General features: G+C 55.5%; 21 protein-coding genes. 11 read left to right on the forward strand and 10 right to left on the reverse strand.

Going from position 1 to position 23,326, the window contains the following annotated elements; genetic code table 11:
* Positions 1–15: 15 nt before the first annotated feature.
* Both BJF95_RS10315 and BJF95_RS10320 read right to left on the reverse strand, forming a co-directional pair.
* A complete protein-coding gene (locus BJF95_RS10315; protein ID WP_075639403.1) occupies positions 16–498 on the reverse strand; it encodes a DUF2271 domain-containing protein in 483 nt (160 codons plus the stop codon).
* 82 nt (positions 499–580) lie between these two features.
* The gene (locus tag BJF95_RS10320) at positions 581–853 is read right to left on the reverse strand and encodes a PepSY domain-containing protein (RefSeq protein ID WP_075639404.1); all 273 of its coding nucleotides are present in this window, start codon (positions 851–853) and stop codon (positions 581–583) included.
* A gap of 132 nt (positions 854–985) precedes the next feature.
* On the opposite strand from BJF95_RS10320, the gene BJF95_RS10325 reads away from it, so the two are divergent.
* From BJF95_RS10325 to BJF95_RS10335, 3 genes are all read left to right on the forward strand, one after another.
* Positions 986–1,645: a response regulator transcription factor gene (locus BJF95_RS10325; protein WP_075639405.1), complete on the forward strand. Its 660-nt coding sequence runs from the start codon at positions 986–988 to the stop codon at positions 1,643–1,645.
* Positions 1,642–3,006 carry an ATP-binding protein gene (locus tag BJF95_RS10330; RefSeq protein ID WP_075639406.1) on the forward strand — a complete coding sequence of 455 codons (1,365 nt, stop codon included), beginning with the start codon at positions 1,642–1,644 and terminating at the stop codon, positions 3,004–3,006. The genes BJF95_RS10325 and BJF95_RS10330 overlap by 4 nt, the downstream gene beginning before the upstream one ends.
* A gap of 210 nt (positions 3,007–3,216) precedes the next feature.
* Positions 3,217–4,545: a hemolysin family protein gene (locus BJF95_RS10335; RefSeq protein WP_075639407.1), complete on the forward strand. Its 1,329-nt coding sequence runs from the start codon at positions 3,217–3,219 to the stop codon at positions 4,543–4,545.
* Between the two features lie 69 nt (positions 4,546–4,614).
* On the opposite strand, the gene catA is transcribed toward BJF95_RS10335, so the two are convergent.
* The 3 genes from catA to BJF95_RS10350 form a co-directional block, all read right to left on the reverse strand.
* Entirely contained in the window at positions 4,615–5,553 is a 939-nt protein-coding gene (catA, locus tag BJF95_RS10340) for a catechol 1,2-dioxygenase (RefSeq protein WP_075639408.1), read from the reverse strand.
* A 67-nt stretch (positions 5,554–5,620) separates the two neighbouring features.
* Positions 5,621–5,911 carry a muconolactone Delta-isomerase gene (gene catC / locus BJF95_RS10345; protein ID WP_075639516.1) on the reverse strand — a complete coding sequence of 97 codons (291 nt, stop codon included), beginning with the start codon at positions 5,909–5,911 and terminating at the stop codon, positions 5,621–5,623.
* 136 nt (positions 5,912–6,047) lie between these two features.
* Positions 6,048–7,229 carry a muconate/chloromuconate family cycloisomerase gene (locus BJF95_RS10350; RefSeq protein ID WP_075639409.1) on the reverse strand — a complete coding sequence of 394 codons (1,182 nt, stop codon included), beginning with the start codon at positions 7,227–7,229 and terminating at the stop codon, positions 6,048–6,050.
* A gap of 161 nt (positions 7,230–7,390) precedes the next feature.
* Here BJF95_RS10350 and BJF95_RS10355 point away from each other — a divergent pair, with 161 nt between their 5' ends.
* On the forward strand, positions 7,391–8,326 hold the full coding sequence (locus tag BJF95_RS10355) for a LysR family transcriptional regulator (protein WP_075639517.1): 936 nt from the start codon (positions 7,391–7,393) through the stop codon (positions 8,324–8,326).
* A gap of 17 nt (positions 8,327–8,343) precedes the next feature.
* Here BJF95_RS10355 and BJF95_RS10360 read toward each other — a convergent pair whose 3' ends face one another.
* A complete protein-coding gene (locus BJF95_RS10360; protein WP_075639410.1) occupies positions 8,344–8,961 on the reverse strand; it encodes a nucleotidyltransferase family protein in 618 nt (205 codons plus the stop codon).
* Positions 8,962–9,336: 375 nt separating this feature from the next.
* Between BJF95_RS10360 and BJF95_RS10365 the strand changes: the two genes are divergently transcribed.
* Together BJF95_RS10365 and BJF95_RS10370 are read left to right on the forward strand one after the other, a co-directional pair.
* The gene (locus BJF95_RS10365) at positions 9,337–9,831 is read left to right on the forward strand and encodes a (2Fe-2S)-binding protein (protein ID WP_075639411.1); all 495 of its coding nucleotides are present in this window, start codon (positions 9,337–9,339) and stop codon (positions 9,829–9,831) included.
* Positions 9,828–13,394 carry a molybdopterin cofactor-binding domain-containing protein gene (locus tag BJF95_RS10370; RefSeq protein WP_083638777.1) on the forward strand — a complete coding sequence of 1,189 codons (3,567 nt, stop codon included), beginning with the start codon at positions 9,828–9,830 and terminating at the stop codon, positions 13,392–13,394. Before BJF95_RS10365 ends, BJF95_RS10370 begins: the two co-directional genes overlap by 4 nt.
* Before the next feature lie 27 nt (positions 13,395–13,421).
* Here BJF95_RS10370 and BJF95_RS10375 read toward each other — a convergent pair whose 3' ends face one another.
* Complete coding sequence (locus BJF95_RS10375) at positions 13,422–15,275, reverse strand: FUSC family protein (protein ID WP_075639412.1); 1,854 nt, start codon at positions 15,273–15,275, stop codon at positions 13,422–13,424.
* Between the two features lie 539 nt (positions 15,276–15,814).
* On the opposite strand from BJF95_RS10375, the gene BJF95_RS10380 reads away from it, so the two are divergent.
* Positions 15,815–16,864 carry a histidine kinase dimerization/phosphoacceptor domain -containing protein gene (locus BJF95_RS10380; protein WP_075639519.1) on the forward strand — a complete coding sequence of 350 codons (1,050 nt, stop codon included), beginning with the start codon at positions 15,815–15,817 and terminating at the stop codon, positions 16,862–16,864.
* Positions 16,865–16,902: 38 nt separating this feature from the next.
* On the opposite strand, the gene BJF95_RS10385 is transcribed toward BJF95_RS10380, so the two are convergent.
* Positions 16,903–17,355, reverse strand: coding sequence for a MarR family winged helix-turn-helix transcriptional regulator (locus tag BJF95_RS10385; protein ID WP_075639520.1), 453 nt, complete (start codon positions 17,353–17,355; stop codon positions 16,903–16,905).
* 417 nt (positions 17,356–17,772) lie between these two features.
* Between BJF95_RS10385 and BJF95_RS10390 the strand changes: the two genes are divergently transcribed.
* The 3 genes from BJF95_RS10390 to BJF95_RS10400 are packed head-to-tail and all read left to right on the forward strand — an operon-like array spanning position 17,773 to position 20,607.
* The gene (locus BJF95_RS10390) at positions 17,773–18,786 is read left to right on the forward strand and encodes a TRAP transporter substrate-binding protein (RefSeq protein WP_075639413.1); all 1,014 of its coding nucleotides are present in this window, start codon (positions 17,773–17,775) and stop codon (positions 18,784–18,786) included.
* Positions 18,786–19,322: a TRAP transporter small permease gene (locus tag BJF95_RS10395; protein ID WP_083638788.1), complete on the forward strand. Its 537-nt coding sequence runs from the start codon at positions 18,786–18,788 to the stop codon at positions 19,320–19,322. Before BJF95_RS10390 ends, BJF95_RS10395 begins: the two co-directional genes overlap by 1 nt.
* Positions 19,323–19,326: 4 nt before the next feature.
* The gene (locus BJF95_RS10400) at positions 19,327–20,607 is read left to right on the forward strand and encodes a TRAP transporter large permease (protein WP_075639415.1); all 1,281 of its coding nucleotides are present in this window, start codon (positions 19,327–19,329) and stop codon (positions 20,605–20,607) included.
* 50 nt (positions 20,608–20,657) lie between these two features.
* Here BJF95_RS10400 and BJF95_RS10405 read toward each other — a convergent pair whose 3' ends face one another.
* Positions 20,658–21,095 (reverse strand): response regulator, encoded by a 438-nt coding sequence (locus tag BJF95_RS10405; protein WP_075639416.1) that lies wholly within the window; start codon positions 21,093–21,095, stop codon positions 20,658–20,660.
* A complete protein-coding gene (locus tag BJF95_RS10410; RefSeq protein WP_083638779.1) occupies positions 21,092–22,582 on the reverse strand; it encodes a sensor histidine kinase in 1,491 nt (496 codons plus the stop codon). Before BJF95_RS10410 ends, BJF95_RS10405 begins: the two co-directional genes overlap by 4 nt.
* 402 nt (positions 22,583–22,984) lie before the next feature.
* On the opposite strand from BJF95_RS10410, the gene BJF95_RS10415 reads away from it, so the two are divergent.
* On the forward strand, positions 22,985–23,326 hold the full coding sequence (locus BJF95_RS10415; RefSeq protein WP_075639417.1) for an ElaB/YgaM/YqjD family protein: 342 nt from the start codon (positions 22,985–22,987) through the stop codon (positions 23,324–23,326).

The raw sequence follows: 23,326 nt of genomic DNA on the forward strand, positions 1-23,326 counted from the left end.
GGCGTCCTTATCCGCTTAACGAGTATAGCTGAAATCGGCGATGTAGCGGGTTCCCTTTGCCTTTTGGCCGAAACCGGCAGAGGTCAGTGGCACAACGATCTCGTTGGGGCTATCGCGCATATCTTCCACGGCAGAATCGATATGCAGCTTGTAGCCGGCATCAAACAAGGTATCGGCAAGATCGAGCGTGACTTTGAGTGTGCGGCCAGAGCCAACGCTTGCACCCGTGATGCCATTGATCTCGCGGGTATCGCCACCCGTTGCCCGATACCAGCTGGCGAGATGCTCATAATATCGGGCCTTGCCGCCTGCCATCCACACGCTGCCCGCATATTTGCCCTGCGCATCTGTGAGGTAATAGGCAAGGAAAGCGCCATTGCCACCATAATTGCGCATGGTGGTGTTCAAACTCACCTGACCTGCCATCGCAGCATTGGGAGCGAGACCGGGCAGCGTAAGAGCTGTGGTGACAGCGAGGAGTGCGAGAAAAGATTTCATTCTATGATCCTTCAAAATTTTGGTGTGTCTGATGAATGGGGGGCAGGATGCACGCCGTGCTTGCTGTTGAGGTTTTTTGAGATCAGCGACGCTTGTGGTTTAGCTCGATCTCGATGACGGTCAGCGTTGCCGGGTCAATTTTGGCCTCAAAGCGCTTGCCATCCTGGTCGGTGCCATGGACCTCATAACAACCGTCATCGATCTTGATGCGTTGCAGGACCCAGCCTTTCGTCTCGGCCAAGGCGCGCACCGCATCGCGCGTCTGCCAATCCTTGATCGGCACATCGCAATCGTCCCGCGCCTGAGCAGGGGGTGCGGCCATAATGGCCAGGGCTAGCAGAATGCTGCTTTTCATTGTCGTTTCCTCTTCATGTGGGATTGATCAATGGCGCGGAAAACTGACCGGCTCCTGACAAAAGCTGCGACATTGCTTCAGCTTCCGGTAAGCTGGCGAGCAGATTAAAAAAGGAGAGCAGGGGAGGCATTGATGCGCGTGCTATTGATAGAGGATGACACGGCGCTGGGCGCAGCCATCCGCGACCAGATCGCCGCCGATGGCCATTCCGTAGACTGGATGACCCGGCTGGATCGCGCAACGGATGCGCTTGCCTCCACCAGCTATGGGCTGGTGCTGCTGGATCTCATGCTGCCCGATGGCCTTGGCATTCCCTTTTTGAAAGCCTTGCGCGCGAGAGGCGATGTCACACCCGTGATCATCCTGACCGCGCTTGATCAGGTGTCTGATCGCATCGCAGGCCTCAACGCCGGAGCCGATGATTATCTGGTCAAACCCTTTGATCTGGAGGAGCTTTCGGCCCGCATCGGGTCTGTTGCGCGCCGCTATAGCGGCAACCCTAATCCGATCATGACACTTGGCGCGCTGACCATTGATCTCGCCGCCAGGCACGTTATCCTCAACGGCAAAGCAGTAATTTTAACCGCGCGCGAATGGGTTTTGTTTGAGGCCTTTCTGCAAAGGCCGAACCAGCTTCTCTCCAAGGCACAACTTGAGGAAAAGCTCTATTCTTTTGATACCGACATCGACAGCAACGCCATTGAGGTTCACGTCAGCCGCTTGCGCAAAAAGCTTGGCGCGAAGGTGATCGAGACCGAACGCGGGCTCGGCTACCGTCTGGGACGGCCATGAAAAAGAGTGTTTCGCTTCAGGCGCGCCTGGCGCTTACCATCGGGCTTTCGGTCACCGTGCTGTGGCTTGTGGCTGCCGCCATCACCGCCCACCGCCTGACGGCTGAGATGGAGGACGTGTTTGACGACGGGCTAAGGTCCACGGCCCAGCGCATTTTGCCCATAGCCCTGCATGATCTGCGCGAAGGCCATAAAAATCGTGATCTCACAGACCATGATGATGGGCCCGGCGGGGATGAAATTGAAAGCCACGAGGGCCGCGAGGCACGCTATGGCGATGATGTGACCTTTCTCATCCGCGCTGACAACGGCAGGATCATTCTTGCCTCAAAAGATGCCGATGCGGCAATTTTTCCGCCGTTTGTGCGCACCGGCTTTGTGCGCACCGATACCCATCAGATCTATTTTGACGCGAGCACGAAAGGACATGTCACAATTGCCGTGGCCGAGCCGTTGGCGCATCGCAAGGAACTGTCGCAAAAAATGCTGCTGGGGCTGATTTTGCCGCTTGCCGTGGTGATCCCGGTCAGCCTTCTGGCCATTTTTTTGGCCGTGCGCGGCTCTCTGCGGCCTGTGCGGGTGCTGCAACAGGAGCTGAGCCATCGCGGAGCGCAAAATCTCTCACCCCTGCCAGATAGCAATCTGCCCAGCGAATTGCGGCCCATATCGGCGGGCATCAACCAATTGCTCGATCGGTTGAAGGCGGCCTTTTCAGCCGAGCGGGCCTTTGCCGCCAATGCCGCCCACGAATTGCGAACCCCGGTGGCAGGTGCCATTGCCCAAGCCCAGCGTATCCGCTCGGAAACGACAGAGGAACTGACCGGCCAGCGGGCAAGCGAGATCACCCATACGCTGAAACGGCTGATGCGCATGTCCGAAAAACTGATGCAGCTTGCCCGCGCGGAAGGTGGGCGCCTGCAGAGCGACGAGCCTTTCGACCTTAGAACAGTGCTCAACATGATTGTTCAGGATTTCACGCGGGTGGGCGAGGGCCGCATTGAATTGAACCTTCCAGATGCGCCGGTGATGTCCAGGCTGGACCCGGATGCCGTTGGCATTCTCTTTCGCAATCTGATTGAAAATGCATTGAAACACGGGGCACACGATTGTCAGGTGGAGGCGATGCTGCAGCCGGACGGCACGCTCAGCGTTGCCAATGACGGGCCGGTTTTGTCAGCGGATATCATGCAAAGGCTGATGCTGCGATTTGAGCGCGGCAGTGCCAAAATGGGTGGCAGCGGGCTTGGGCTTTCGATTATCAAGGCGATCACCGAGCGCACCGGCATGACGGTCAACGTCATCTCCCCCCGGCCCATGAAGCCGCAGGGCGTGGAGGTTCAGGTGGCGCTACCACTTGCCTGATGATGTTCATTCGAGCTTGCTTGCATTTTTCAAGGGTGACGCTAGATTATCCCTCACTTTTACGAGTGCATCATTCCTGAAACCGGAACAGATTTCAGGAATGATGCAGCCGATTGAAGGGCGACAGCACAGCTTGTGCGTCCTCTATGGCCCGCGATGCTGTGGGCTCTTAGACAACAGATCACGGCGAGGCCCGCCTAAAAGGAATTTATGCCCGAGTCCGGAAGTAGTTATTTTGATACATTGGGAATATTTGCGGTTATTTTTCTGGTTGCCGCCAACGGCTTTTTCGTCGCCGCCGAGTTCGCCCTTGTTTCTGTTCGAAAAAGCCGTGTTGCCGAGCTCGTTTCTCAAGGCCGCATGAATGCCAGCGCCTTGCAACGCGCTGTCGACAATCTGGATGCCAACCTGGCCGCCACCCAGCTTGGCATAACCATTTCATCGCTTGCGCTCGGCTGGGTTGGCGAGCCTGCACTGGCGCATCTGATTGAACCTTTGCTGGCCTTTTTGCCGGGATCATGGGCGATTGCAGGGTCGCATGCGTTTGCGGTGGCCATTTCGTTTATCATCATCACTGCTCTGCACATCGTTCTTGGCGAGCTTGCCCCGAAAAGTTTGGCGTTGCAGCGCAGCGAAGGAACGGCTCTTGCCATTGTGCGCCCGCTGGCCGTGTTTTTGATGGTGCTGCGACCGGCCATTCTCATCCTGAACGCCATGGGCAATTCTGTTATTCGCCTGTGCGGGCTTCAGCCCGGCAATGGCGAAGGATCACTTCATTCGCCCGCCGAAATCAAACTGCTGATTGCCGAAAGCCAGGAAGCGGGCCTTCTTGAACAGGCGCAAAAAGATCTGGTTGAGCGGGTGTTCAACATTGGCAGCCGCGATGTGTCCGACATCATGACGCCACGGCTGGACGTGGACTGGATTGATGCCGACGACAGCGATGACGACATCCTGCGAAGCTTGCGCGAAAGCCCGCATGAGCAACTTCTGGTAGCCCATGGCAGCATTGATGACACCATCGGCATGGTCTTGAAGAAGGATTTGCTGAATCAGGTGCTTGATGGTGTGCCGATTGATGTTCTTTCGGTGCTGCAGCAACCCTTGATCATCCATGAATCAACCTCCGTGTTCAGGCTGCTGGAAAACTTCAAGACGACGCCGGTGCGCCTTGCAATGGTGGTGGACGAATACGGCAGCCTTGAAGGAATTTTGACCCAGACCGATCTTCTCGAAGCCATTGCCGGTGATCTTTCCGCAGACGACGATGACCATCCCAATATCGTTGAGCGTGAAGATGGCTCCCTGCTGATTGACGGACAAATGCCAGCCTATGATGCCTTTGAAAGGCTGGAACTGACGAGCAGGCCCGAAAACAGCGATTTTCACACCATTGCAGGCTTGGCACTGCACCAACTGGGCCATCTGCCAGAGGTAGGCGAGGTGTTTGAATTCGATGGCTGGCGGTTTGAAATTATCGATCTGGACGGCATGCGGATCGATAAACTCTTGGCAACGCGTGAAGTTTCATCGACATAAGCTATAATATCGACACGATATAAAACCATGAGAAACCGGCTGGCAGCTTTAAGCCGCCAGCCGAAACCATCAAGCCATTGCGCGCTTGCGCTGTTCGTTGATCTGGTTATCGACACCGTCCACCAGTGACGTCAGATGAATGTCGAACTTGATTTCGGCAAACGGGGCAGACAAGCCATTTTCCTTGATGCTGGCCTCGTCGGTGCGCTCAATCACCGGCGGAATCAGGCCATCTCGCGTTGCATAGGCAAAGTCGTCGTTGATCAGCGGATCGCCTTCGATATTGATCTGTGTGGTCAGCTTACGATGGCCATCGGCGCTGACAAAGAAGTGGATGTGGGCCGGGCGTTGTCCATGACGGCCAAGCGCCGACAACAACCGCTCGGTTGGGCTGCCCGGAGGTACGCCATATCCGCTTGGCAGAATGCTCCGGAATTTATAACAGCCGTTTTCGTCGGCAATAATCGTGCGCCGCATGTTAAAATCGGCCTGTTTGCCCGTTGGGTCAAAATGCGAGTAGAAACCGCGGGTGTCACAGTGCCAGACTTCAACCTTTGCACCCGGCAGCGGCTTGCCATCGGCACCCATCACAGTGCCATGCATGATCAACAGATGGCCGTTTTCATCAGTGCCATCATCCAGACGAGCAAACCCCTTGCTTACCGGCGCTCCGGCCACATAAAGCGGGCCTTCAATGGTGCGCGGCGTTGGGTTTTCAATGCCGAGGGCGGCATCAACAGCATCAAGCCGCTCATCAATAAAATGGTCGAGGCCAAGACCGGGCGATATCAGGCCAGCCTGACCGGCCGCACCAATTTCGTTCAGCCATGCAATGCCCGTCCAATATTCATCCGGGGTGATGTTCAAATCATCAATAGCCTTGAACAGGTCAGACATGATCCGGTGGGTAATTTCCTTCATGCGCGGGCTACCACCGTCTTTATCAAGCCCGCTCAGGGTCTTGAGAAAAGCCTGAATATCGGGCCGATCAAAGATCTTTACGTTCATGTGTTCATCCTCCTCTAGGATCTTTCAAAAATTGGGTGCCACTCCCCGCGGCACGGTCTTGTGGCTGTCAGGTATCGTTATCGCGGATGGAAGAGGGATGCCGCAAAAGCGGAGTTACCTCGATGTCCATAAATTTAAACAGCGGCAGGCCAGAGAGAATTGCGTGCAACTCCTCATTGTCACGCACATCAAAAATACTATAATTGGCGTATTGGCCCGCAAGGCGCCAGATGTGGCGCCACTTGCCACTGTGTTGCAGCTCTTGCGAATAGGCCTTCTCGCGCGCCAGAATGTCCGCAGCGTCCAAAGGTGGCAGGTCATGGGGTAAGTGAACGTCCATTCGTACATGAAACAGCATCATGACACTCCTTATACCAGGCTCGAAGATGCGAGAGCATCCTCACCTTGAAGACATTGCAAATATCTCAAATGCATCAAGTGCTTGAGATATTTGCAAAAGGAATACCAAGAGTCATTTTCAATGAATCCTGGTATTATTCGGACAGACTGATGGTCTTGCGCAGACCGTCACGTACAAAAAATGCGACCCGCTCTTCATCCAGTTCAATGCCGAGGCCCGGACCATTGGGGACGGTGAGTTCAAAATCGCTGTAGTCCAGCGGCGTTGTCAGAATTTCCTCGGTCAAAAGCAGAGGGCCAAACAGCTCTGTGCCCCATTGCAACTGATTGAACGTTGAGAACACATGGGCCGAGGCAATCGTGCCAAAGGCACCTTCCAGCATGGTACCGCCATAAAGGCCAATCCCCGCCGCATCAGCAATGGCGGCCACCCGCTGCGCATTGAAAAGGCCGCCGCTTTGCTCGATCTTGATGGCAAACACATCGGCACCGCCAAGCTTTGCCAGCTCAAACGCGCTCTCAGCGCCCTGAAGCGATTCATCGGCCATCAAGGCGGTCGGAAAGCGCCGAACAAGACGGGCCAGAGCCGCAGCGGATGCCACCGGCTGCTCCACCAATTCGCAACCCGCGTCAGACATCGCTGCCATACCATAGGCGGCTTCCGTCTCGCTCCACGCCATGTTGACATCAACCCGCACAGCGCCACGATCACCCAAAGCCCGCTTGATAGCGGCCACATGACGAATGTCGTCCAACAGGGGCTTTGCCCCGATCTTGAGCTTGAAAATCTTGTGCCGCCGCAGATCCAGCATTTTTTCGGCTTCAGCAATGTCTCTGGCGGTATCGCCAGACGCCAGCGTCCAGGCAACCGGCAAGCGGCTGCGCAGCCGCCCGCCCAGAAAGGCGCTGACCGGCAGGCCCAATCGCTTGCCGTGGGCATCCAGCAGAGCCGTTTCCACGGCGCATTTGGCAAAGCGGTTTTCCTTGACCATTTTACCAATGCGCAGCATCAGCGCCCGCACAGCACTGGCATCTTGCCCCAGCATGAGCGGCTGAAAATAGGTATCAATGGCCAGCTTCATCCCCTCGGGGCTTTCGCCACCATAAGCCAACCCGCCAATGGTAGTGCCTTCACCAATACCCACCACGCCATCGCTGCAATGGACTTTGACCAGCATCAACGTCTGGCCATTCATGGTGGCCACCGACAATTTATGGGGCCGAATGGTCGGAAGATCGACAAGCATGGTTTCAACCCGTTCAACAACGGGAAAAGCGGATGCCTCGGAAGCAGTGGTTGGCGAGATCGTGTTCATGCGGAGACGTTACGACCGGGGCGCAAGACCGTCCAATATCATTCGCGTCTGTTATCATACCCATATGGTATGATAGGCAAAGAAATGCTTCAATATCGGCGTGCATAGCAAGCAATCCAATCATTTTTGATAGGATGGTTTGAGGAGGGAAGGGACACATGATGGATTTGCGCCAGCTTCGTTATTTTGTTGCCGTGGCAAGGGAGCGCAATTTCACCCGCGCCGCCCAGATGCTGCATATCGCCCAACCGCCGCTCAGCCGCCAGATTCAGCTGCTGGAAGAACAATTGGGCGTGGCCCTGATTATTCGCAAAAGCCGCCCCTTGCGGCTGACGGAGGCGGGAAAGCTGTTTTTTGAGCAATCCTTGCAAATTCTGGGACGCGTGGAACAGATGCAGGCGGCAACGCGGCGCGTTGGCCTCAACCAGAACAGCGTTTTTTCCATCGGCTTTGTGGCCTCCACGCTCTATGGCGGCTTGCCGTCCTTGGTGCGAAAGCTGCGCCAACATGCGCCGGAGCTGGATATTCAATTGCTCGAACTGGTGTCTGTGCAGCAGATCCCGGCCCTTAAAGAAGGACGTATTGATATCGGTTTTGGTCGCGTGCTCCATCGCGATCCCAACATTGCCGATGTCCTGCTGCGCGATGAGCGTTTGATGGCGGCTATCCCGAAGGGTACACCACTTGCGCAAGAGACCGGACCTTTGCAGCCCAAAGCGCTTAATGGTTGCAAAATCATCGTCTATCCCAAAGAGCCGCGTCCCGGTTATGCCGATCATGTCCTTGGTCTGTTGCACAGCCACGACGCACGTCCAGCCGAGGTGCAGGAGGTGCGTGAAATCCAAACCGCGTTGGGGCTGGTTGCGGCAGAGGCGGGTATTTGCATTGTACCGGCAACGGCCCGCCAGATGCGTTCAGATGTGCATTACCGATTGCTTGAGGGAAAAGACATGACCTCGCCGGTGATCCTCAATCATCGCATCAGCGACAATTCGCGCTACATTGATCTTGTCAAACAGTTGATTGGTGAAATGTATGCCGAAAACCCACCTTGGCTGGACCTTGCCCATAATTATATCCATGAGGCTTTTCAGTAGGCAGAAGGCCGCTGCCCCTATGGCTCAAGCACCCCGCCCGCCGCCTCAAGGTCGGCGGGTGTATCCACATCTGTGAGCGCAGGGCGGCCTATCTCGACATTCACCATGGCCAAGCCGGAGGTTTCAATCACGGATTTCGCGCCTCGGTCTCCCTTGAGCGCCAAAACGGATGGATAAAGGGTGCTGGGCAATAGAACCGGATTGCCGCTTTGGCCATTGGCCGTTGCCCGCACCACCACACCGCCGCCGGCCTGTTGAAATGCCACAATCAACTGATCCATGTGATCCGTCGTAATCCCCGGCATATCGGCAAGCAGGATGAGCACCCCATCCGCTCCGCTCACCTCCGGCTGGTTTATCGCAGCAACAATCGAGCTTGCCATACCAGTCTCATAGGCTGCATTGACACAGAGGTGAATTGGCAAACCCTCCAGACAGGTCGCGATGTCTGCATGACGATGGCCGGTGACAACAGTGATGGACGCCGCCCGAGTGTTCAGGCTGGCAGACACCACACGCCGTATCAGTGGCACGCCATCAAACCGTGCCAGCAGCTTATGACTTTGGCCCAAGGAATGGGCACCCATGCGGCTCGATTTTCCAGCTGCCAAAACGACAATTGCGACCGTGGTCATGTCTCACGCCTCAAATCTGATAAAAAGAGTGATCTCTCTAGTTAGCACAGAGGTAAAATCGCGCCCTCTGATTTTTTGCTTGTTTTTTGATCGAAATAGCCGATCCTGACCATGCAATGAAAAAGCAGGCGGCAATGGCACCGCGATAAACAAGAGTATACACTTTTTATCACGACATGCACCTGGCATGCTGCTTGCTTTCAATTGTCACGATAAGGCGAAAAACGCCAAGGGAACATTGTATCATTTAGGACGTGCTGGCTTAAGGGAGGCGGCAACCATGCGCATTGGAGTCCTTCATCATCTCGGATCGCTGGCTGGCGACCCCAAATTGAGCCGCACCGACCGCAGCAAAATGGCCTACAGGGTCGCAGCATGGTGATGGCGGCGGTTGAAATTCAGGTCAACGGTGCGCAGCACACGGTAAACGCCGATCCGACAACACCGCTTCTTTATATATTGCGCAACGATCTGGCGCTGAACGGCCCCAAATACGGCTGCGGTCTGGGCGAATGTGGTGCCTGCGCCGTTTTGATGGATGGACGCGCCGTGCGCTCCTGCCGCGTACCCCTTCAGACTGCTGCAAAACGGCCGGTGATCACGCTGGAAGGACTGGCAAACGGCGGCACGCTGCATTTTGTTCAACGGGCCTTTATCGAAGAAGCTGCCGCCCAATGCGGCTATTGCCTGAATGGCATGATTATCGCGATAGCAGCGCTGGCGATGCAAAACCCGGGCGCAAGCGAGGCCGAAATACGCGAAGCCCTGCGCCACAACCTCTGCCGCTGCGGCACCCATATCGAAATTCTCGCTGCTGCCCGCCGCGCCCTTGGCTATGCACAATCGCTGACAGAGGAGGTGAAACCATGACGGCTGACGCAGGCCCGACTGACGCAGGCCAGACTGAAGCAGGCCAGACTGAAGCAGGCAAGGCCGGCACCCTCACCATCCATAGCCTTGATGGTCACCGCCGCCCGTTTCTCCGCCTTGATGCGGGCGGGCAGGTGCTGGCCTATAACGGTCATGTTGATCTTGGAACCGGCATTCGCACAGCCCTTGCACAAATTGTCGCCGAAGAGCTGGATGTTCGTTTTGAGCAGGTGACCATGGTGCTGGGCAGCACCAGAACCGGCCCTGACCAAGGGGCAACCATTGCCAGTGAAACCATTCAGGTCACCGCCATTCCCCTCCGTCAGGCTTGCGCCACAGCCCGTGCCTATCTGCTGGCAAAGGCAGCAAGCAGGCTTGGCGTTGATATCGAAAAACTGGGCATTGAGGCTGGTATTTTTCAAGCATCTGGCCTGGAAAATTTGCACATCAGTCTGGGAGAGCTTATCGCTGGCACGGAAATTGATCTTCCGATTGATGGAACGGCACCGCTCAAGCCGCCATCCACCTACCGGCTGGTGGGCACAGCCACACCACGGGTGGATATTCCGGCCAAAGCCACAGGGGCATGGACCTATGTGCATGATGTGCGTGTGCCGGGCATGCTGCATGGTCGGGTGGTGCGCCCGCCCTATGCCGGATTTGACCATGGCGACATGATTGGCAACAGCCTGATCTCGGTGGATGAGGCCTCTGTTTCTCACATTCCCGGCCTCATTGGCGTGGTGGTGCAGGGCGATTTTGTCGGCGTGGTCGCAACCCGCGAGGAGAATGCCATTGCGGCGGCCAATTGCCTTACTGTCATCTGGCGCGATCCGCCACCACAGCCGGATCTGAACGTCCCTGCGATCGCCCTTCGCAACAATCCCTCCACGCCGCGCATCTTGGCCGACAAAGGCAATATTGATCTTGCTCTTGCTGGCGGAACGCAGGTGATGAACCGTACCTATGTCTGGCCCTATCAGATGCATGGCTCGATTGGCCCTTCCTGTGCGGTGGCTGATTATCGAGACGATGGTTTGACGGTTTGGTCCGGCACCCAAAATCCCTTTCCGATGCTGCGCGATCTGGCCCAACTGTTGGATATGCCGCAGGAAAAAATCACCATAGAACGGCTGGAGGCGGCAGGCTGCTATGGCCGCAATTGCGCTGATGATGTCACAGCCGATGCCGCCCTGTTGTCACGCGCGGTTGGGGCGCCCGTGCGCGTGCAACTGAGCCGAGAGCAGGAGCATCTCTGGGAGCCAAAAGGGGCTGCCCAGATTATGGATGTGCGCGGCGGGCTTGATCTTGAAGGCGGCCCTTTGGGGTATGATTTCGAAACACGTTATCCCTCCAATCTTGCCCCCACACTGGCTCTGTTGCTAACGGGAACCATACCGCCGGTGGCCAATATTGCCCAAATGGGGGACCGCACAGCCATTCCGCCCTATGGCTTTGGCAATTTGCGCGTGACCGTGCATGACATGCCACCAATGGCGCGGGCCTCATGGTTTCGTGGTGTGTCGGCCATGCCCAACACCTTTGCCCACGAATGCTATATGGATGAGCTGGCATCCGCCGCGGGCGTGGACCCGATCGAATATCGTCTGCGCTATTTGCACGACCCGCGCGCCATTGACCTTGTTCACGCCGTTTCCGAGCGAGCAGGGTGGGTTCCCCACACCACTTTTGGCACGCTGGGCGGCGAGGGCGATCTTGTTTACGGGCGCGGCTTTGCCTATGCGGTCTATGTCCATGGCCCGTTTCCGGGGACTGCGGCGGCATGGGCGGCATGGGTGGCCGATGTGGCCGTTAACACCAAAACCGGTGCCATTACCGTCACCAAGGTAACCTGCGGCCAGGATTCTGGCCTGATGATCAACCCGGATGGGGTGCGTCATCAGATTCACGGCAATATCGTGCAATCCACCAGCCGCGTCTTGAAGGAAAAAGTTGAGTTTTCATCCACCGGGGTCACCTCCAAGGAATGGGGCGCTTATCCGCTCCTGAGCTTCCCCGAGGTGCCAGACATTGACGTGATCATGGTGCCGCGGCCCAACGAGCCGCCGCTTGGGGTTGGCGAATCCGCCTCCGTGCCCAGTGCGGCGGCCATTGCCAATGCGGTGTATGATGCCACCGGCATTCGCTTTCGCGAATTGCCACTGACGCCGGAAATGATCCTCAAAGGCCTGCAAGGCGAAACATCTGCCTCCGCCGCTGTGCGCCCGAAAAAGCGAAAGAGATGGGACATTGCAGGTTTGGGCCTCGCCCTTGCAGGCGGTGCCGCAGCCCTCGCAGGCGTTATGGCTTTAGTCTCCCCCTGGCGGACCGCAATCGCGCCAATTTCCCCTCCAGACAGCAATGTCTTTAGTGCCGCCACCATTGAGCGTGGCAGGCTGGCCGCTGCCGCAGGGGCCTGCAATGTCTGCCATAGTGGCGCTGATGGTCACGCTTTTGCCGGTGGTCGCAAATTTGAAACGCCCTTTGGCGCGGTCTATGCCACCAACATTACGCCGGATGCAAAAAACGGCATCGGTGCCTGGTCCTATCCGGCATTTGAGCGCGCCATGCGTGAAGGTGTCAGCCGTGATGGTCATCATCTTTACCCGGTCCATCCCTACACGTCTTTTGCGGGCGCAGAAGACGCAGACCTTCAGGCCCTCTATGCCTATTTGATGAGCCAAAAACCGGCAAGCGAAGCACCGCACAAGACGAATTTGCGCTTTCCCTTCAATCTCCGCCCGATGATGGCCGTTTGGAACGCCATGTTTTTACAGGCAAAGCCCTTTGCCTTTGATGCAAGCCATGACGCCGCCTGGAACCGGGGGGCCTATCTGGTCGAGACATTCGGCCATTGTTCTGCCTGTCATACTGAGCGCAACAGCTTGGGCGCGGAAAAAACCGGCACGGCCCATCTCGCCGGTGGCTATGCCGATGGCTGGCACGCACCGGCGCTTAACATTGCCGCTCTCAGCCCGGTGAGTTGGACGAAAGAAGCCTATTACACCTATCTCCGCACCGGCCATTCCAGCCAGCATGGCAGCGCCAGCGGGCCAATGGCACCGGTGATTGCCGCCCTGCAGCCGCTACCCGATAGCGACATTGCCGCCATGGCCACCTATCTCGCCAGCTTGAACGGCAATACCGAGCCGAAAGACGCAGCCGAGGCCCATGACAAGGCGATTGCCGCCAGCACCGCTGCCAAAACCGAGGCGCTTCGTGTCTCACCACAGGGGCTGCGCCTTTTCGAGGGGGCCTGTGCCGCCTGTCATGAGCAAAGCGCTGTTTTGCCGTCTTTGGCGCTCAACACCAACCTGCACGCATCAAGCCCCGACAATCTGTTGCAGTCGATTTTCCATGGTGTTGAGGCCCCCGCAGTTCTCGCCGAAAACACCGGGCGGCAAGCCCCGGAAGTGATGTCCATGCCCGGTTTTCGCGATCAGTTCACCGATAGCCAGATCAAAAATCTGGCCAACTATCTGCGCGCCCGTTACGCCCCCAACAAACCGGCATGGCATGATCTGGATGCAGCCCTTGCCCGCGTACAAGCTTCAAGGCATTAGAATTTTTCCGCGACAGCTAAGGTCTGCTCATGGCTTGTCATTCTGCTGAAGGCGACGATGCCATGCGCCTGCCGCTTCGCCTGCAAGTCGGCGAAGGTCCCGAAGGGCCGCTCCATCTTCTTCGGACACCCGGTTAAAGCGGCGTAAAAGACCGCCCAGATCGTGGATGGCAATTTCGGCCGCCGTGCTGGCTAGGCCCGCCGCCCGCCGTGCCTTGATGATGGTTTGAAGATCGGCCCCACTTTCAACCGCATCAAGATAGGCCTGATTTGCTCTCAACCCTTCTTTGATCAATGCCGACAAGGGCGAGCCAAAATCAGGCCACAGCACCAGAATGGCGACAAGGGCGGTCAAGCTGCCAATCGTATTGTCGACAATGCGGGCAGAGGCGACCCCAGCCCCAGATTGCAGCAACTCGGTGACCATAATAAACAGCATTGTCAAAAAGACGACAAACACGGTGTAATTGACACTGCGCAACGCAATGGTCAGACCAGCCAACGGCACAACAATCAGCGCCAGAATCAACGGCTGATCAACAAAATGCAAAAAGCCAAGGGTGAGAATGCCGCCGAGCGAACTGCCCAAAATTCGCTCCACCCCGCGGGTCCAGGTGAACCGTGCCGCCCCTTGCAGCACAACCACAACCGCCATGGTCGCCCAATAGGGATAGCCGAAGCTGAAAATAAGCGCGACATAATAGACCGCCAGCACCGCTGCTGCCTGCCGAAGCGCATGGCGAACAGCAATCTTCAGCGGCATGACAGCTTCATCGGCGCTGTGCGTAAAGCTCAAGCTCGGCTGAGGCTGCACAAGCGGCATCATGGTGCCACGCAAGGCCTGCTCCACGGCCAACAGACAGCCCTTCAGGGTTTCATCCTGCATGGCGATGCTTGCCTGATGCAGGCGATCCAGCGCATTGACAAGGCTCGGCTCACTTGCTGACCATTTTTTCAGTGCGGTTCGACTGGCGTTCAGCGCATCCAAAATGGCGAACGCGCAAGCAATTCGATCTTCCGAGCGGCCTTTTTTAACGATGAAGGCGTGGTCCAGCGCAATCAAGGCACTGAAAATGGTCTCGCTGGAATGATGCAATGTGGCGAAGGGTCGAAACTGCTTTGCTGGAGCGGTCTGGTAGCGCACCATCAGCATGCGCAGGCGCTCAATGGCAATCCGCACAGAGCGTCTGTGGCTCGCGTGATCTGGATGCCATTGATAATCCCGGTGCGGGCGATCAGCCGTCACCACAAGATCGCTGACCATATCCGTCAGCCGCATCAGCACAGCACCTGCCGCCTGGCGAACCGGCAGCCAGGGATCAATGCGCATCAACCAGGTGATCAGCACAAAGGCCCATAGGCTTCCCCCCAGAAAAGCCAGCGCCTGCACAGCGGCGGGCACCAAGGGCTTGGGAAAACCAACAGCGACAACACCGACCACAGCCAGAAGCGTCGAGACCATGCCGGAATGCGCCAGCCTTGAAGGCAAAAGCACAGAAACAAACACCAGCAACGGTCCGGCAATCAACGGCACCGGATAGCCAAGCGAGGCAACCCACGCACCTCCAAACGCGATCAGGGTTCCACACAGCGCAAAGAGCAACAGTTGGAAACGGCGTTGCTTATCAGACCCCGGACTATCGCAAAGGCATGTCCAGAAGGATGCAAAAATGGCCCAGCCCATATGATATTGGCCAGAGCCAACCACCAGCACCAAAGGCACCGCTACCGCCACCGCCGCACGCCTTGCCTCTGCCAGCGTAAAATGCTCTGGCGTCAGCCCAAAGGAGCGCAATTCCAGCCACCGCGCCATGCGGCGCAGTGTGACAGACAGGCTGGAATGTTTGCCAACACCCGAATTATGATCGCGCAGGTCTTGCATGTCTTCCCTGTCTCAACTCAAGCCTGTTTCAACGAAAGGCACCAAATTGCCATTGCCCGCACCAGCAACCAACAGTCTCAACCGCATGTTGCCGCTTGGGTGACTTTGTCGCAACCCATTGGACAAACCTGTCGATTGAATCGGCTGGGTGATTCCATCGTCAAATCTGTTTCTTCAAATTCTGTTTCTTCAGGGGGCTTGGGCTAGCACATAATCGAGCAAACCAACCATATCGATTTTCGCATGGCAACTGCGCGTTATCGCCGATCACTGCTTCATGACTTTGGCATGAAGATGCGCTGAGTACCTCTATTTTTTCCCGAAAAATCGTTATATGTGCCTAAAGTTGCAAATTTGCATAAAATGCGTCGGTTGCACAAAGCGGTACCCTCAACTTTATCCATGTGGGAAAATGGGGTCTGCCTAATTTTTGCCGCTATGCTTCAAACAATAGAAATTGTAAGCATTTAGCGCAAAGACTTATTGTTCGCTGCTCTGCGATGGCTTTTGGGGCGTGGGATTTTATCAAAGGGACGGCCATGGATCTGCGTATCCTGCATATTGATGATGACTTGGCTCTGGCCCAATTGGTGAAGAGAAAACTAGGCCGCCGCAATTGTGTTGTCCGCCACGATAGTGATGCCCATGCCGCCCTTTTGCTTTTGCAGCAAGAACCCTTTGATGTCGTGATTCTGGATCACTATCTCGAAAACACCACCGGGCACGAAGTTCTCGAGCAAATGCGTATGTCGCACATCAATGTGCCGGTCATCTATATCACCGGCTCGAATGAAGCCCGGGTGGCCATTGATGCCATCAAGGCAGGAGCCGCCGACTATGTCATCAAAAGCGTTGATGAGGATTTTTTCGATCTGTTGGAAGATGCCATTCGCCAGACGGTGAGCACGGCACGCCTGCGGCAGGAAAAAGAGCAGGCGGACGAAGAAATTCGCCGTGGCAAAGAGCGCGCGGAAACGCTTCTGGCCGAAATGAACCATAGAGTGGCCAATAGTCTGGCGCTTGTTGCGGGCCTTTTGCGGCTTCAGGCGGGTGCCACCGATAACGAGCAGTTGCGACAAGCCTTGACCGAAACACAAAGCCGTATATCGGCGATTGCGGGCATGCATCGCAGCCTCTACACATCGGAGCATGTCAACGATGTCGCAATGGATCGCTATCTCGATGCGCTGATCAAGGATATTTCCAGCACAATCGACACCGGGAAAAACCTGATTGAGATTGTGGTTGACGCCGACCCCATTGAACTGCCTGCCGATAAAGCCGTCTCTGCCGGAATGATTGTCAGCGAACTGGTGACCAACGCCTTGAAATATGCCTATCCAGAAGGAACGGCTGGCAAGATCCATGTGAGTTTCAAACAGCAGGATCCGGGATTAGCCAGACTTGCCGTGGAAGATCAAGGCGTTGGGCTGGCGAGTGAGCATAAAAACGCCACCTCCACCGGGCTTGGCCAAAGAATCATCAAATCCATGGCGGACGCGATTGGCAGCGGTATCCATTATCCGTCACGCGAGCAAGGTGCCGTCGCCGAAGTCATGGTCAGTCTCGCATCCCACGGCACCACCTGATAAGAAGGGCCGCCTGATAAGATCAGGTTCTGCTGCCGTTACAATGTGTTGAGCTTTTCAAACACTTTGCCAAGGATTGTATTGAGAACAGCCATCTCTTCTTCGCTGACGTCTTGAAAGCTGACCTCGAACACTTCTTTTGCCTCCTTGAAGGCCAACGCCCGAAGACGATCGCCCTCCGCCGTCAAGCATGCTTCTGTGACACGGGCATCGGAGGGCCGCACACGGGTGACCAGTTGGCCATCCGCAATCATTCTCTGCACCACCTTGGTGGTGGTATTGAGCCGCATCGTCGAAAATTCGGCGATTTCGGAGATTGATAGATAGGTATCTTCATAGAGTGACATGAGCACACGCCACCTCGGCACATCAATGCCGATGGGTTTCAAACGCGCATCGAGAACCTGAACGTAGCGGGCATTGACCCGGCTGATCCAGTAGAAAGGCCAGTTTTTCTTGAAGTGCGTCGTACTTGTGTGTTTGGCGTTCAAGGCTGTCTCGCTGTTTGGTTTGTCGGAAATCCCGGTTGACAGGCTCAATCGCGACATAGAAAACCTGACCACTATTCTGCCCGCCTACGCGGTAATCATCTTCGTTAAACCGGTCAAGAGCCAACCTGGGGACACTCCCGTTCATTTTTTGCTTTGGGTTGCAAAATGATGATTGCGGAAGAAATATGGATTTATCAATTTATTTCAGTTTACGGATCAGGGGAAAGCAGTAATATTCATCTAAAATACAACAGCAATGAACTCTGGCCGAGGACTTGTTTGCATTCTAGAGGCTGTCAGGTTCAATTTGAACCTCAGAGACAGCGTATCCGGCAGAGATCGACAGCATGATGCAATATTGCATAAAAACCCCCTTCAAGAGGGGCTTGCGCCATAACAACGCCAGAAGGGATCACAATGAAAAAGACCTTGTTTGCCATCACGGCCGCTGCCAGTTTGAGCTTTGCTTCTGCCACTTTTGCAGAAACGAAGCTGACAATTGCCAATTGGCTGCCGCCGTCGCATCCTCTCGTTTCCGAGGTTATTGTGCCCATGGCACAGAAAATCTCCGAGGTGACCGGCGGCGAAGTCACCACCAGCATGTTGCCCGCCCCCTTGGGGCCGCCGCCTGCGCAGTTTGATCTTGCCGCCAATGGCGTTGCGGATATCACCTTTGGGGTGCAGGGCTATAATGCCGGACGCTTCAAGACCACCAATCTTGCTGAACTGCCGTTTTTGGGCAATAGCTCTGAAGCCATTTCGGTGGCCTACTGGCGCACCTATGAGAAAATGCTCTTTAAGGCTGGCGAGTATGACAAAGTCAAAGTCCTGGCTGTCTTCACCCATGGCCCTGGCGAGATCTTTCTGAAAAAAGGCGATGTTACCTCCGTGGACGTGCTCAAAGGGCAAAAGCTCCGCACCGGCGGTGGCTTCGTCAATCAGATCGTTGCCCAATTGGGGGCGGTTCCTGTCGAAGGGCCATCGTCCAAGGCCTATGAGCTTTTGAGCCAGGGCGTTGCTGACGGCATTCTGTTTCCGTTTGAATCGGTCAATTCTTTCAAGCTGATCCCTGAGCTTAGCGCAGCCATTACCGTGCCGGGCGGGTTGTACAACACCTCGTTTTTCATTGTGATGAACAAGGCAAAATGGCGCAGCCTGACACCAAAGCAGCAAGCCGAAATTGACAGCATCACTGGCGAAGCCCTGGCGCGCATGGCCGGGCAAATGTGGGATCGCGCCGATGCCAAGGGGCTGGACGCCATGAAAGGCAAGATTAAAATCTCGGCTGCCACGGATGAGCAACTGACGGCTTGGAAAAAAGCGCTCCAGCCTGCCATTGACGCACAGATCGAGGCTGTATCGAAAACCGGCATTGACGGTAAAGCCGCCCACGATCTGTTCATGTCAGAACTGGCTGCGGCTTCGAAATGATGTCGCAAGACAGATTGCCGGAAAACTTCCCCTCGGCAGCCCCGGCGCTGTCGAACAGTAGAGCGGTGATATGGTTGCAACGAGTAATGGCGCTTTTGGGCGGCATTCTTCTTCTTGTGATGATGACCATGACCATTGTCGACGTGATTGGCCGCTACGCTTTCAACAGCCCCTTGCGGGGGGCTGGCGAACTGACCGAGTTGTTGCTGGTCTCGCTTATTTTTATGGGCTTGCCTGCCGTGACGCTTGAAAATGGCCATGTGACCGTGGACGTTCTGACCGAACACCTGCCGAAATGGTCTGAACGCTGGCGCATGGCGGCCATCGGCGTCATCAACACGGTTATTCTCACGCTGATCGGCTGGCAAATCTGGCTGCATGCCAGCCAGATTGCGGCCTATGGCGATGTCACCACGACATTGCGCTTGCCAATTGCCCCGATTGGCTATTTCTGCGCGCTCTGTACGTTTGCCAGTGCGGCAGCCTCTTTCATGGCTTCCTTCCTCGCACCATCTCATTCCTCCATCAAAGGTTAAGCCCATGCAGCATTGGCCTGTTGGCATTGCCATTTTGCTCGCCCTGCTGTTTACCGGCGTGCCCATTGCCTTTGCGATGACGGCTGTTGGCCTTGTCGGGGTGGCGTCCATCATCGGCATGACTCCGGCCCTTTCTCTGGTGGCCACGGTGTTTTTTGATTATGGCCGGGATTACTCGTTGTCGGTCCTGCCGCTGTTTTTGATCATGGGATATTTCGTGGTGCAATCCGGCATTGCCGAGGAATTGTATAACGCCGCCTATGCCTGGCTGCGCCACCGCAGAGGGGGCCTTGCAACGGCAACCGTCTTGGCCTGCGGTGCCTTTTCCTCGGTTTGCGGATCGTCGATGGCAACAGCCGCGACCATGGCGCGCATATCTCTGCCCTCCATGCGCCGGTTCGGCTATCCCGATCATCTGGCGATGGCGACAATTGCAGCAGGCGGCACTCTGGGCATATTGATCCCGCCCTCAGTGATTTTGGTGTTTTACGGCATCATGACTCAACAGGATATTGGCAAACTGTTTCTGGCCGGCATCATCCCCGGCATTGTCGGGGTGATTGGCTATATCATCGCTGTTCGTATTTCCCTGTTTTTCTACAAGGGCACCTTGCCAACAGAGCCGAAACTGCCGCTGATGGAACGCGTGAAGGCTTTGAAGGGCTCAGCCGGAGCAATCTTGCTTTTCGCTTTTGTGATGGGCGGCATTTATCTGGGCATATTCACCCCAACCGAGAGTGCAGGCATGGGAGCAGGGGGCGCTTTCCTGCTGACAATTTTACTGGGAAAATTCAGCATCAAAGGCCTGTTTGAGGTCCTTTATGAGACGATGAAAACCTCGGCGATGATGTTTTTCATTCTGTTTGGCGCGCTCACCTTCACCAATTACGTCAATATGTCCGGCATGACGCAAGACATCCAGACATTCATCGGCATCTTCGGTGAAAGCCGCATCAGCCTGATCCTGATCATTCTGGTGATCTATCTGCTGCTTGGCTGCGTGCTGGAAAGCCTGTCAATGATCATGCTGACCGTGCCAGTGTTTTACCCCATCGCCGAAGCGCACGGTATCAACCTCATCTGGTTTGGCATCTTTATTGTCATGGTCACAGAAGTCAGCCTGATCACGCCGCCGGTGGGCATGAATGCCTTTGTGCTCAAAGCCGTGGTTCAGGATGTCTCGCTGCGCACGATTTTCAAAGGCCTTGCACCGTTTGTCTTGATGGACATCTTGCGAATCGGCTTACTGATCCTGCTTCCAGGCATGGCGCTACTGCTAACGTGAGCGCCAGCCCGGATCGCGCATGCTGACCGGACAGGCACCGCCTCGCTTTATCAGGGAACCTGCATCACGGAAATAAACATGCCCAATTGGCGGATGGCATTGGCAAAGCCGTCATAATCCACCGGTTTGGTAATGTAGACATTGGCCCCCAGATCGTAGCACCGCTGGATTTCCATCTCATCATCCGTGGTGGTGAGAATAACAATCGGCAAACGCTTGGTGTGGGGATTGGTCTTCAAAAGATCAAGAATTTCCGTGCCCTGCATATCGGGCAGGTTCAAATCCAGCAACACCAGCAGATAGCGATCGATAGACACAACACCGCTGCGATCTTCGCCTAAGATAAAATCCAGCGCGGAACCACCATCTGTAAATGGAATAATCTCGTTGTTGACGCCAGCGCGCCGAACATTTTTTTCGATGAGGCGCGCATGGCCCTCATCATCTTCGATCATCACGATCGTAACTTCTTTTCCGCTCGCCTTCATACGCCAACTCTCCTTAAGACGACCGATAAATCTGCAGGCACCGTGAGTGTGAATGCCGATCCCTTGCCAAGCTCGGAGCGAACAGAAATATCGCCGCCGAGATTGCGTGCCAGAGACCTGACATGTGCCAATCCTATACCATCACCGGTCTGGTTTTGCTGACCGGCCCGGCGGAAAAGTTCAAACACCCGCTCATGATCGGCCTCGCTTATTCCGCGCCCGTTGTCTTCAACGGTTGCTTCTATAAATCCGCCCACCCGTTTTGTGGTCACACTTATCTTCAATGGCCGCTGAGGGGAACGGTATTTGATGGCATTATCCACCAGGTTGGTAAAGATTTGCTCAAGAGACAGGCGATCGTTAACAGCATGCAGCGGGGAGGGGGAGATTTGCACCTCGCCATCGGCGGCATCAATGAGATGCTTCAAACTGTTGACGCTGTTTTCCGCAATCGCACGGATATCAACCATTTCCGGCTTCAACTGCCTGCGGCCATCGCGTGAAATTTTCAAGATCGCGTTGATCAGCCCGTCCATTTTCGATGTTGAGGAGCGGATAAAGCGCAGGGCCTCCGGCACATCCTCCGCCGCCGCTTCGCGTGCCCTGGCAATATCATCCGGGCTCAGCGGTGCGCCATCGGCCAGAACATAGTTCTGCATCATCGTCAGGGAGTTTTCCAGCTCCGTGGTAAAGCCCATGATATTGACCAGCGGCGCGCGCAGATCATGGGTGACGATATAGGCAAAACGCTGCACTTCCTGATTGGCGCGCACCAGATCTTGCGTCCGCTCCTCCACCCGCATTTCCAGCGCCGTGTTGAACTTCTGCACTTCCTCGTGGGCATCATTGATGGAATGGATATACTGTCGGATGATCAAAATCGAAATGATCAAAATGGCGATGATGGCGACGGCGGCCCCGATCATGATCCATTTCATCTGGTCCGATCCAGCAACCTGCCGTTTGATGCTGTCATGGATATTGGCATCAGACAAATCGATAATCGCCTGCAACTGCCGGCGCAGCGTATTCATCAAATTCTGACCATGCCCGTCGCGCACAATCGCCATGGCCTCAGCCGTTTTGCCGTCGGCTGCCAAGGTCAGCGTGGTCGCCATCTCATTGAGTTTGGCGTTTATCTGCGAAGGAATAGGATCCACCAGAGCTTTATACTTCGGGCGCGCTTTTGTCAGCGAAACGAGATTATCGACAGCCTCCGCCACATCCTTCGTGGCCTCTTTATAGGGCGTCAGAAATTTGGCGTCACTGGTCAGCATATATCCGCGCTGCCCGCTTTCTGCATCTTGGATCAGACTAAACAGATCGGCGGCCGCACTGCGCACCGCACGTTCATTGACCAGAACATCAAATGAATCGCGCGTGTTGCTGATCAATACCAAGGTCGATCCAACAACAGCCAAAAGAAGGGAGATGCCCGCAATCATCATCAACAGCGATGAATGAATAAATTTTCTTTTTAACTTCATAATGTCATGCGTCCAATTTACATCAGATGACCGGCGGATACTCCGGGCGAAAGCCGTTTATCATAAATATGTTCCGAATTCCTCCCAAGATCGAAACCAGTGCACTGACGCAGTCATACCGACGTGCACCAAGCTTTTGGTCATGAAGACATCCACGCGGCTGAAGCCTCAGTTTTAATCTCTGCACCAGGATTGATTTAGCGCAATGGATTATTCTGCTGAACCTGCCTATCTTGTCTGAAACAATCACAACGGGCCATCAACGCAGTCGCGCATTCAAAGTTCCCGCTGTTTATCCTTCAGGCATGATTCCAGGGGCCGCTCAAAAGGACAGGGAACAAAAACTGACACGCGACGTTGTTTGACTATAACTCAGTTTGATACAGCGAAAAGGAAACGATCATGGCTGCAACAACATCCCAAGCAAAAGAAGCTGAGAAAATCGACTATGCAAATTCAGCCGATGTTGAAAAACAGCTTGAAAAGTTGAGCGCCGAGATTTCAGCGCTTACAAAAATCGTTGCCAGCTTCGGCAATGGCAAGCTCGACGAGGCCCAGCATCAGGCCAGATCGATTGCAGAAGAAATCTCCCAGCGGTCTTCTGCCGCCGCATCCGACATCAAGGATCGCATCGTTGCGGCCGAAAGTGACCTCGAGGCGCAAATTCGTCGCAATCCGCTTGCTTCCGTGGGCATAGCAGCCGGAATTGGCTTTATCGCCGCATTGCTATCGTCGCGCCGCTAA

This window comes from Rhizobium oryziradicis, from assembly GCF_001939045.1.
Classification (GTDB): domain Bacteria; phylum Pseudomonadota; class Alphaproteobacteria; order Rhizobiales; family Rhizobiaceae; genus Allorhizobium; species Allorhizobium oryziradicis.

What these genes read in the sequence shown, in the direction of transcription:
- BJF95_RS10330 (WP_075639406.1), top strand. Translation starts at nt 1,642, where the DNA reads ATGAAAAAGAGTGTTTCGCTTCAGGCGCGCCTGGCGCTTACCATCGGG.
- BJF95_RS10395 (WP_083638788.1), top strand. Translation starts at nt 18,786, where the DNA reads ATGTCGCAAGACAGATTGCCGGAAAACTTCCCCTCGGCAGCCCCGGCG.
- BJF95_RS10415 (WP_075639417.1), top strand. Translation starts at nt 22,985, where the DNA reads ATGGCTGCAACAACATCCCAAGCAAAAGAAGCTGAGAAAATCGACTAT.
- BJF95_RS10370 (WP_083638777.1), top strand. Translation starts at nt 9,828, where the DNA reads ATGACGGCTGACGCAGGCCCGACTGACGCAGGCCAGACTGAAGCAGGC.
- BJF95_RS10350 (WP_075639409.1), bottom strand. Translation starts at nt 7,229, where the DNA reads ATGAACACGATCTCGCCAACCACTGCTTCCGAGGCATCCGCTTTTCCC.
- catC (WP_075639516.1), bottom strand. Translation starts at nt 5,911, where the DNA reads ATGCTGTTTCATGTACGAATGGACGTTCACTTACCCCATGACCTGCCA.
- BJF95_RS10325 (WP_075639405.1), top strand. Translation starts at nt 986, where the DNA reads ATGCGCGTGCTATTGATAGAGGATGACACGGCGCTGGGCGCAGCCATC.
- BJF95_RS10380 (WP_075639519.1), top strand. Translation starts at nt 15,815, where the DNA reads ATGGATCTGCGTATCCTGCATATTGATGATGACTTGGCTCTGGCCCAA.
- BJF95_RS10390 (WP_075639413.1), top strand. Translation starts at nt 17,773, where the DNA reads ATGAAAAAGACCTTGTTTGCCATCACGGCCGCTGCCAGTTTGAGCTTT.
- BJF95_RS10405 (WP_075639416.1), bottom strand. Translation starts at nt 21,095, where the DNA reads ATGAAGGCGAGCGGAAAAGAAGTTACGATCGTGATGATCGAAGATGAT.
- BJF95_RS10335 (WP_075639407.1), top strand. Translation starts at nt 3,217, where the DNA reads ATGCCCGAGTCCGGAAGTAGTTATTTTGATACATTGGGAATATTTGCG.
- BJF95_RS10410 (WP_083638779.1), bottom strand. Translation starts at nt 22,582, where the DNA reads ATGAAGTTAAAAAGAAAATTTATTCATTCATCGCTGTTGATGATGATT.
- BJF95_RS10365 (WP_075639411.1), top strand. Translation starts at nt 9,337, where the DNA reads ATGGTGATGGCGGCGGTTGAAATTCAGGTCAACGGTGCGCAGCACACG.
- BJF95_RS10315 (WP_075639403.1), bottom strand. Translation starts at nt 498, where the DNA reads ATGAAATCTTTTCTCGCACTCCTCGCTGTCACCACAGCTCTTACGCTG.
- BJF95_RS10320 (WP_075639404.1), bottom strand. Translation starts at nt 853, where the DNA reads ATGAAAAGCAGCATTCTGCTAGCCCTGGCCATTATGGCCGCACCCCCT.
- BJF95_RS10375 (WP_075639412.1), bottom strand. Translation starts at nt 15,275, where the DNA reads ATGCAAGACCTGCGCGATCATAATTCGGGTGTTGGCAAACATTCCAGC.
- BJF95_RS10400 (WP_075639415.1), top strand. Translation starts at nt 19,327, where the DNA reads ATGCAGCATTGGCCTGTTGGCATTGCCATTTTGCTCGCCCTGCTGTTT.
- catA (WP_075639408.1), bottom strand. Translation starts at nt 5,553, where the DNA reads ATGAACGTAAAGATCTTTGATCGGCCCGATATTCAGGCTTTTCTCAAG.
- BJF95_RS10360 (WP_075639410.1), bottom strand. Translation starts at nt 8,961, where the DNA reads ATGACCACGGTCGCAATTGTCGTTTTGGCAGCTGGAAAATCGAGCCGC.
- BJF95_RS10355 (WP_075639517.1), top strand. Translation starts at nt 7,391, where the DNA reads ATGGATTTGCGCCAGCTTCGTTATTTTGTTGCCGTGGCAAGGGAGCGC.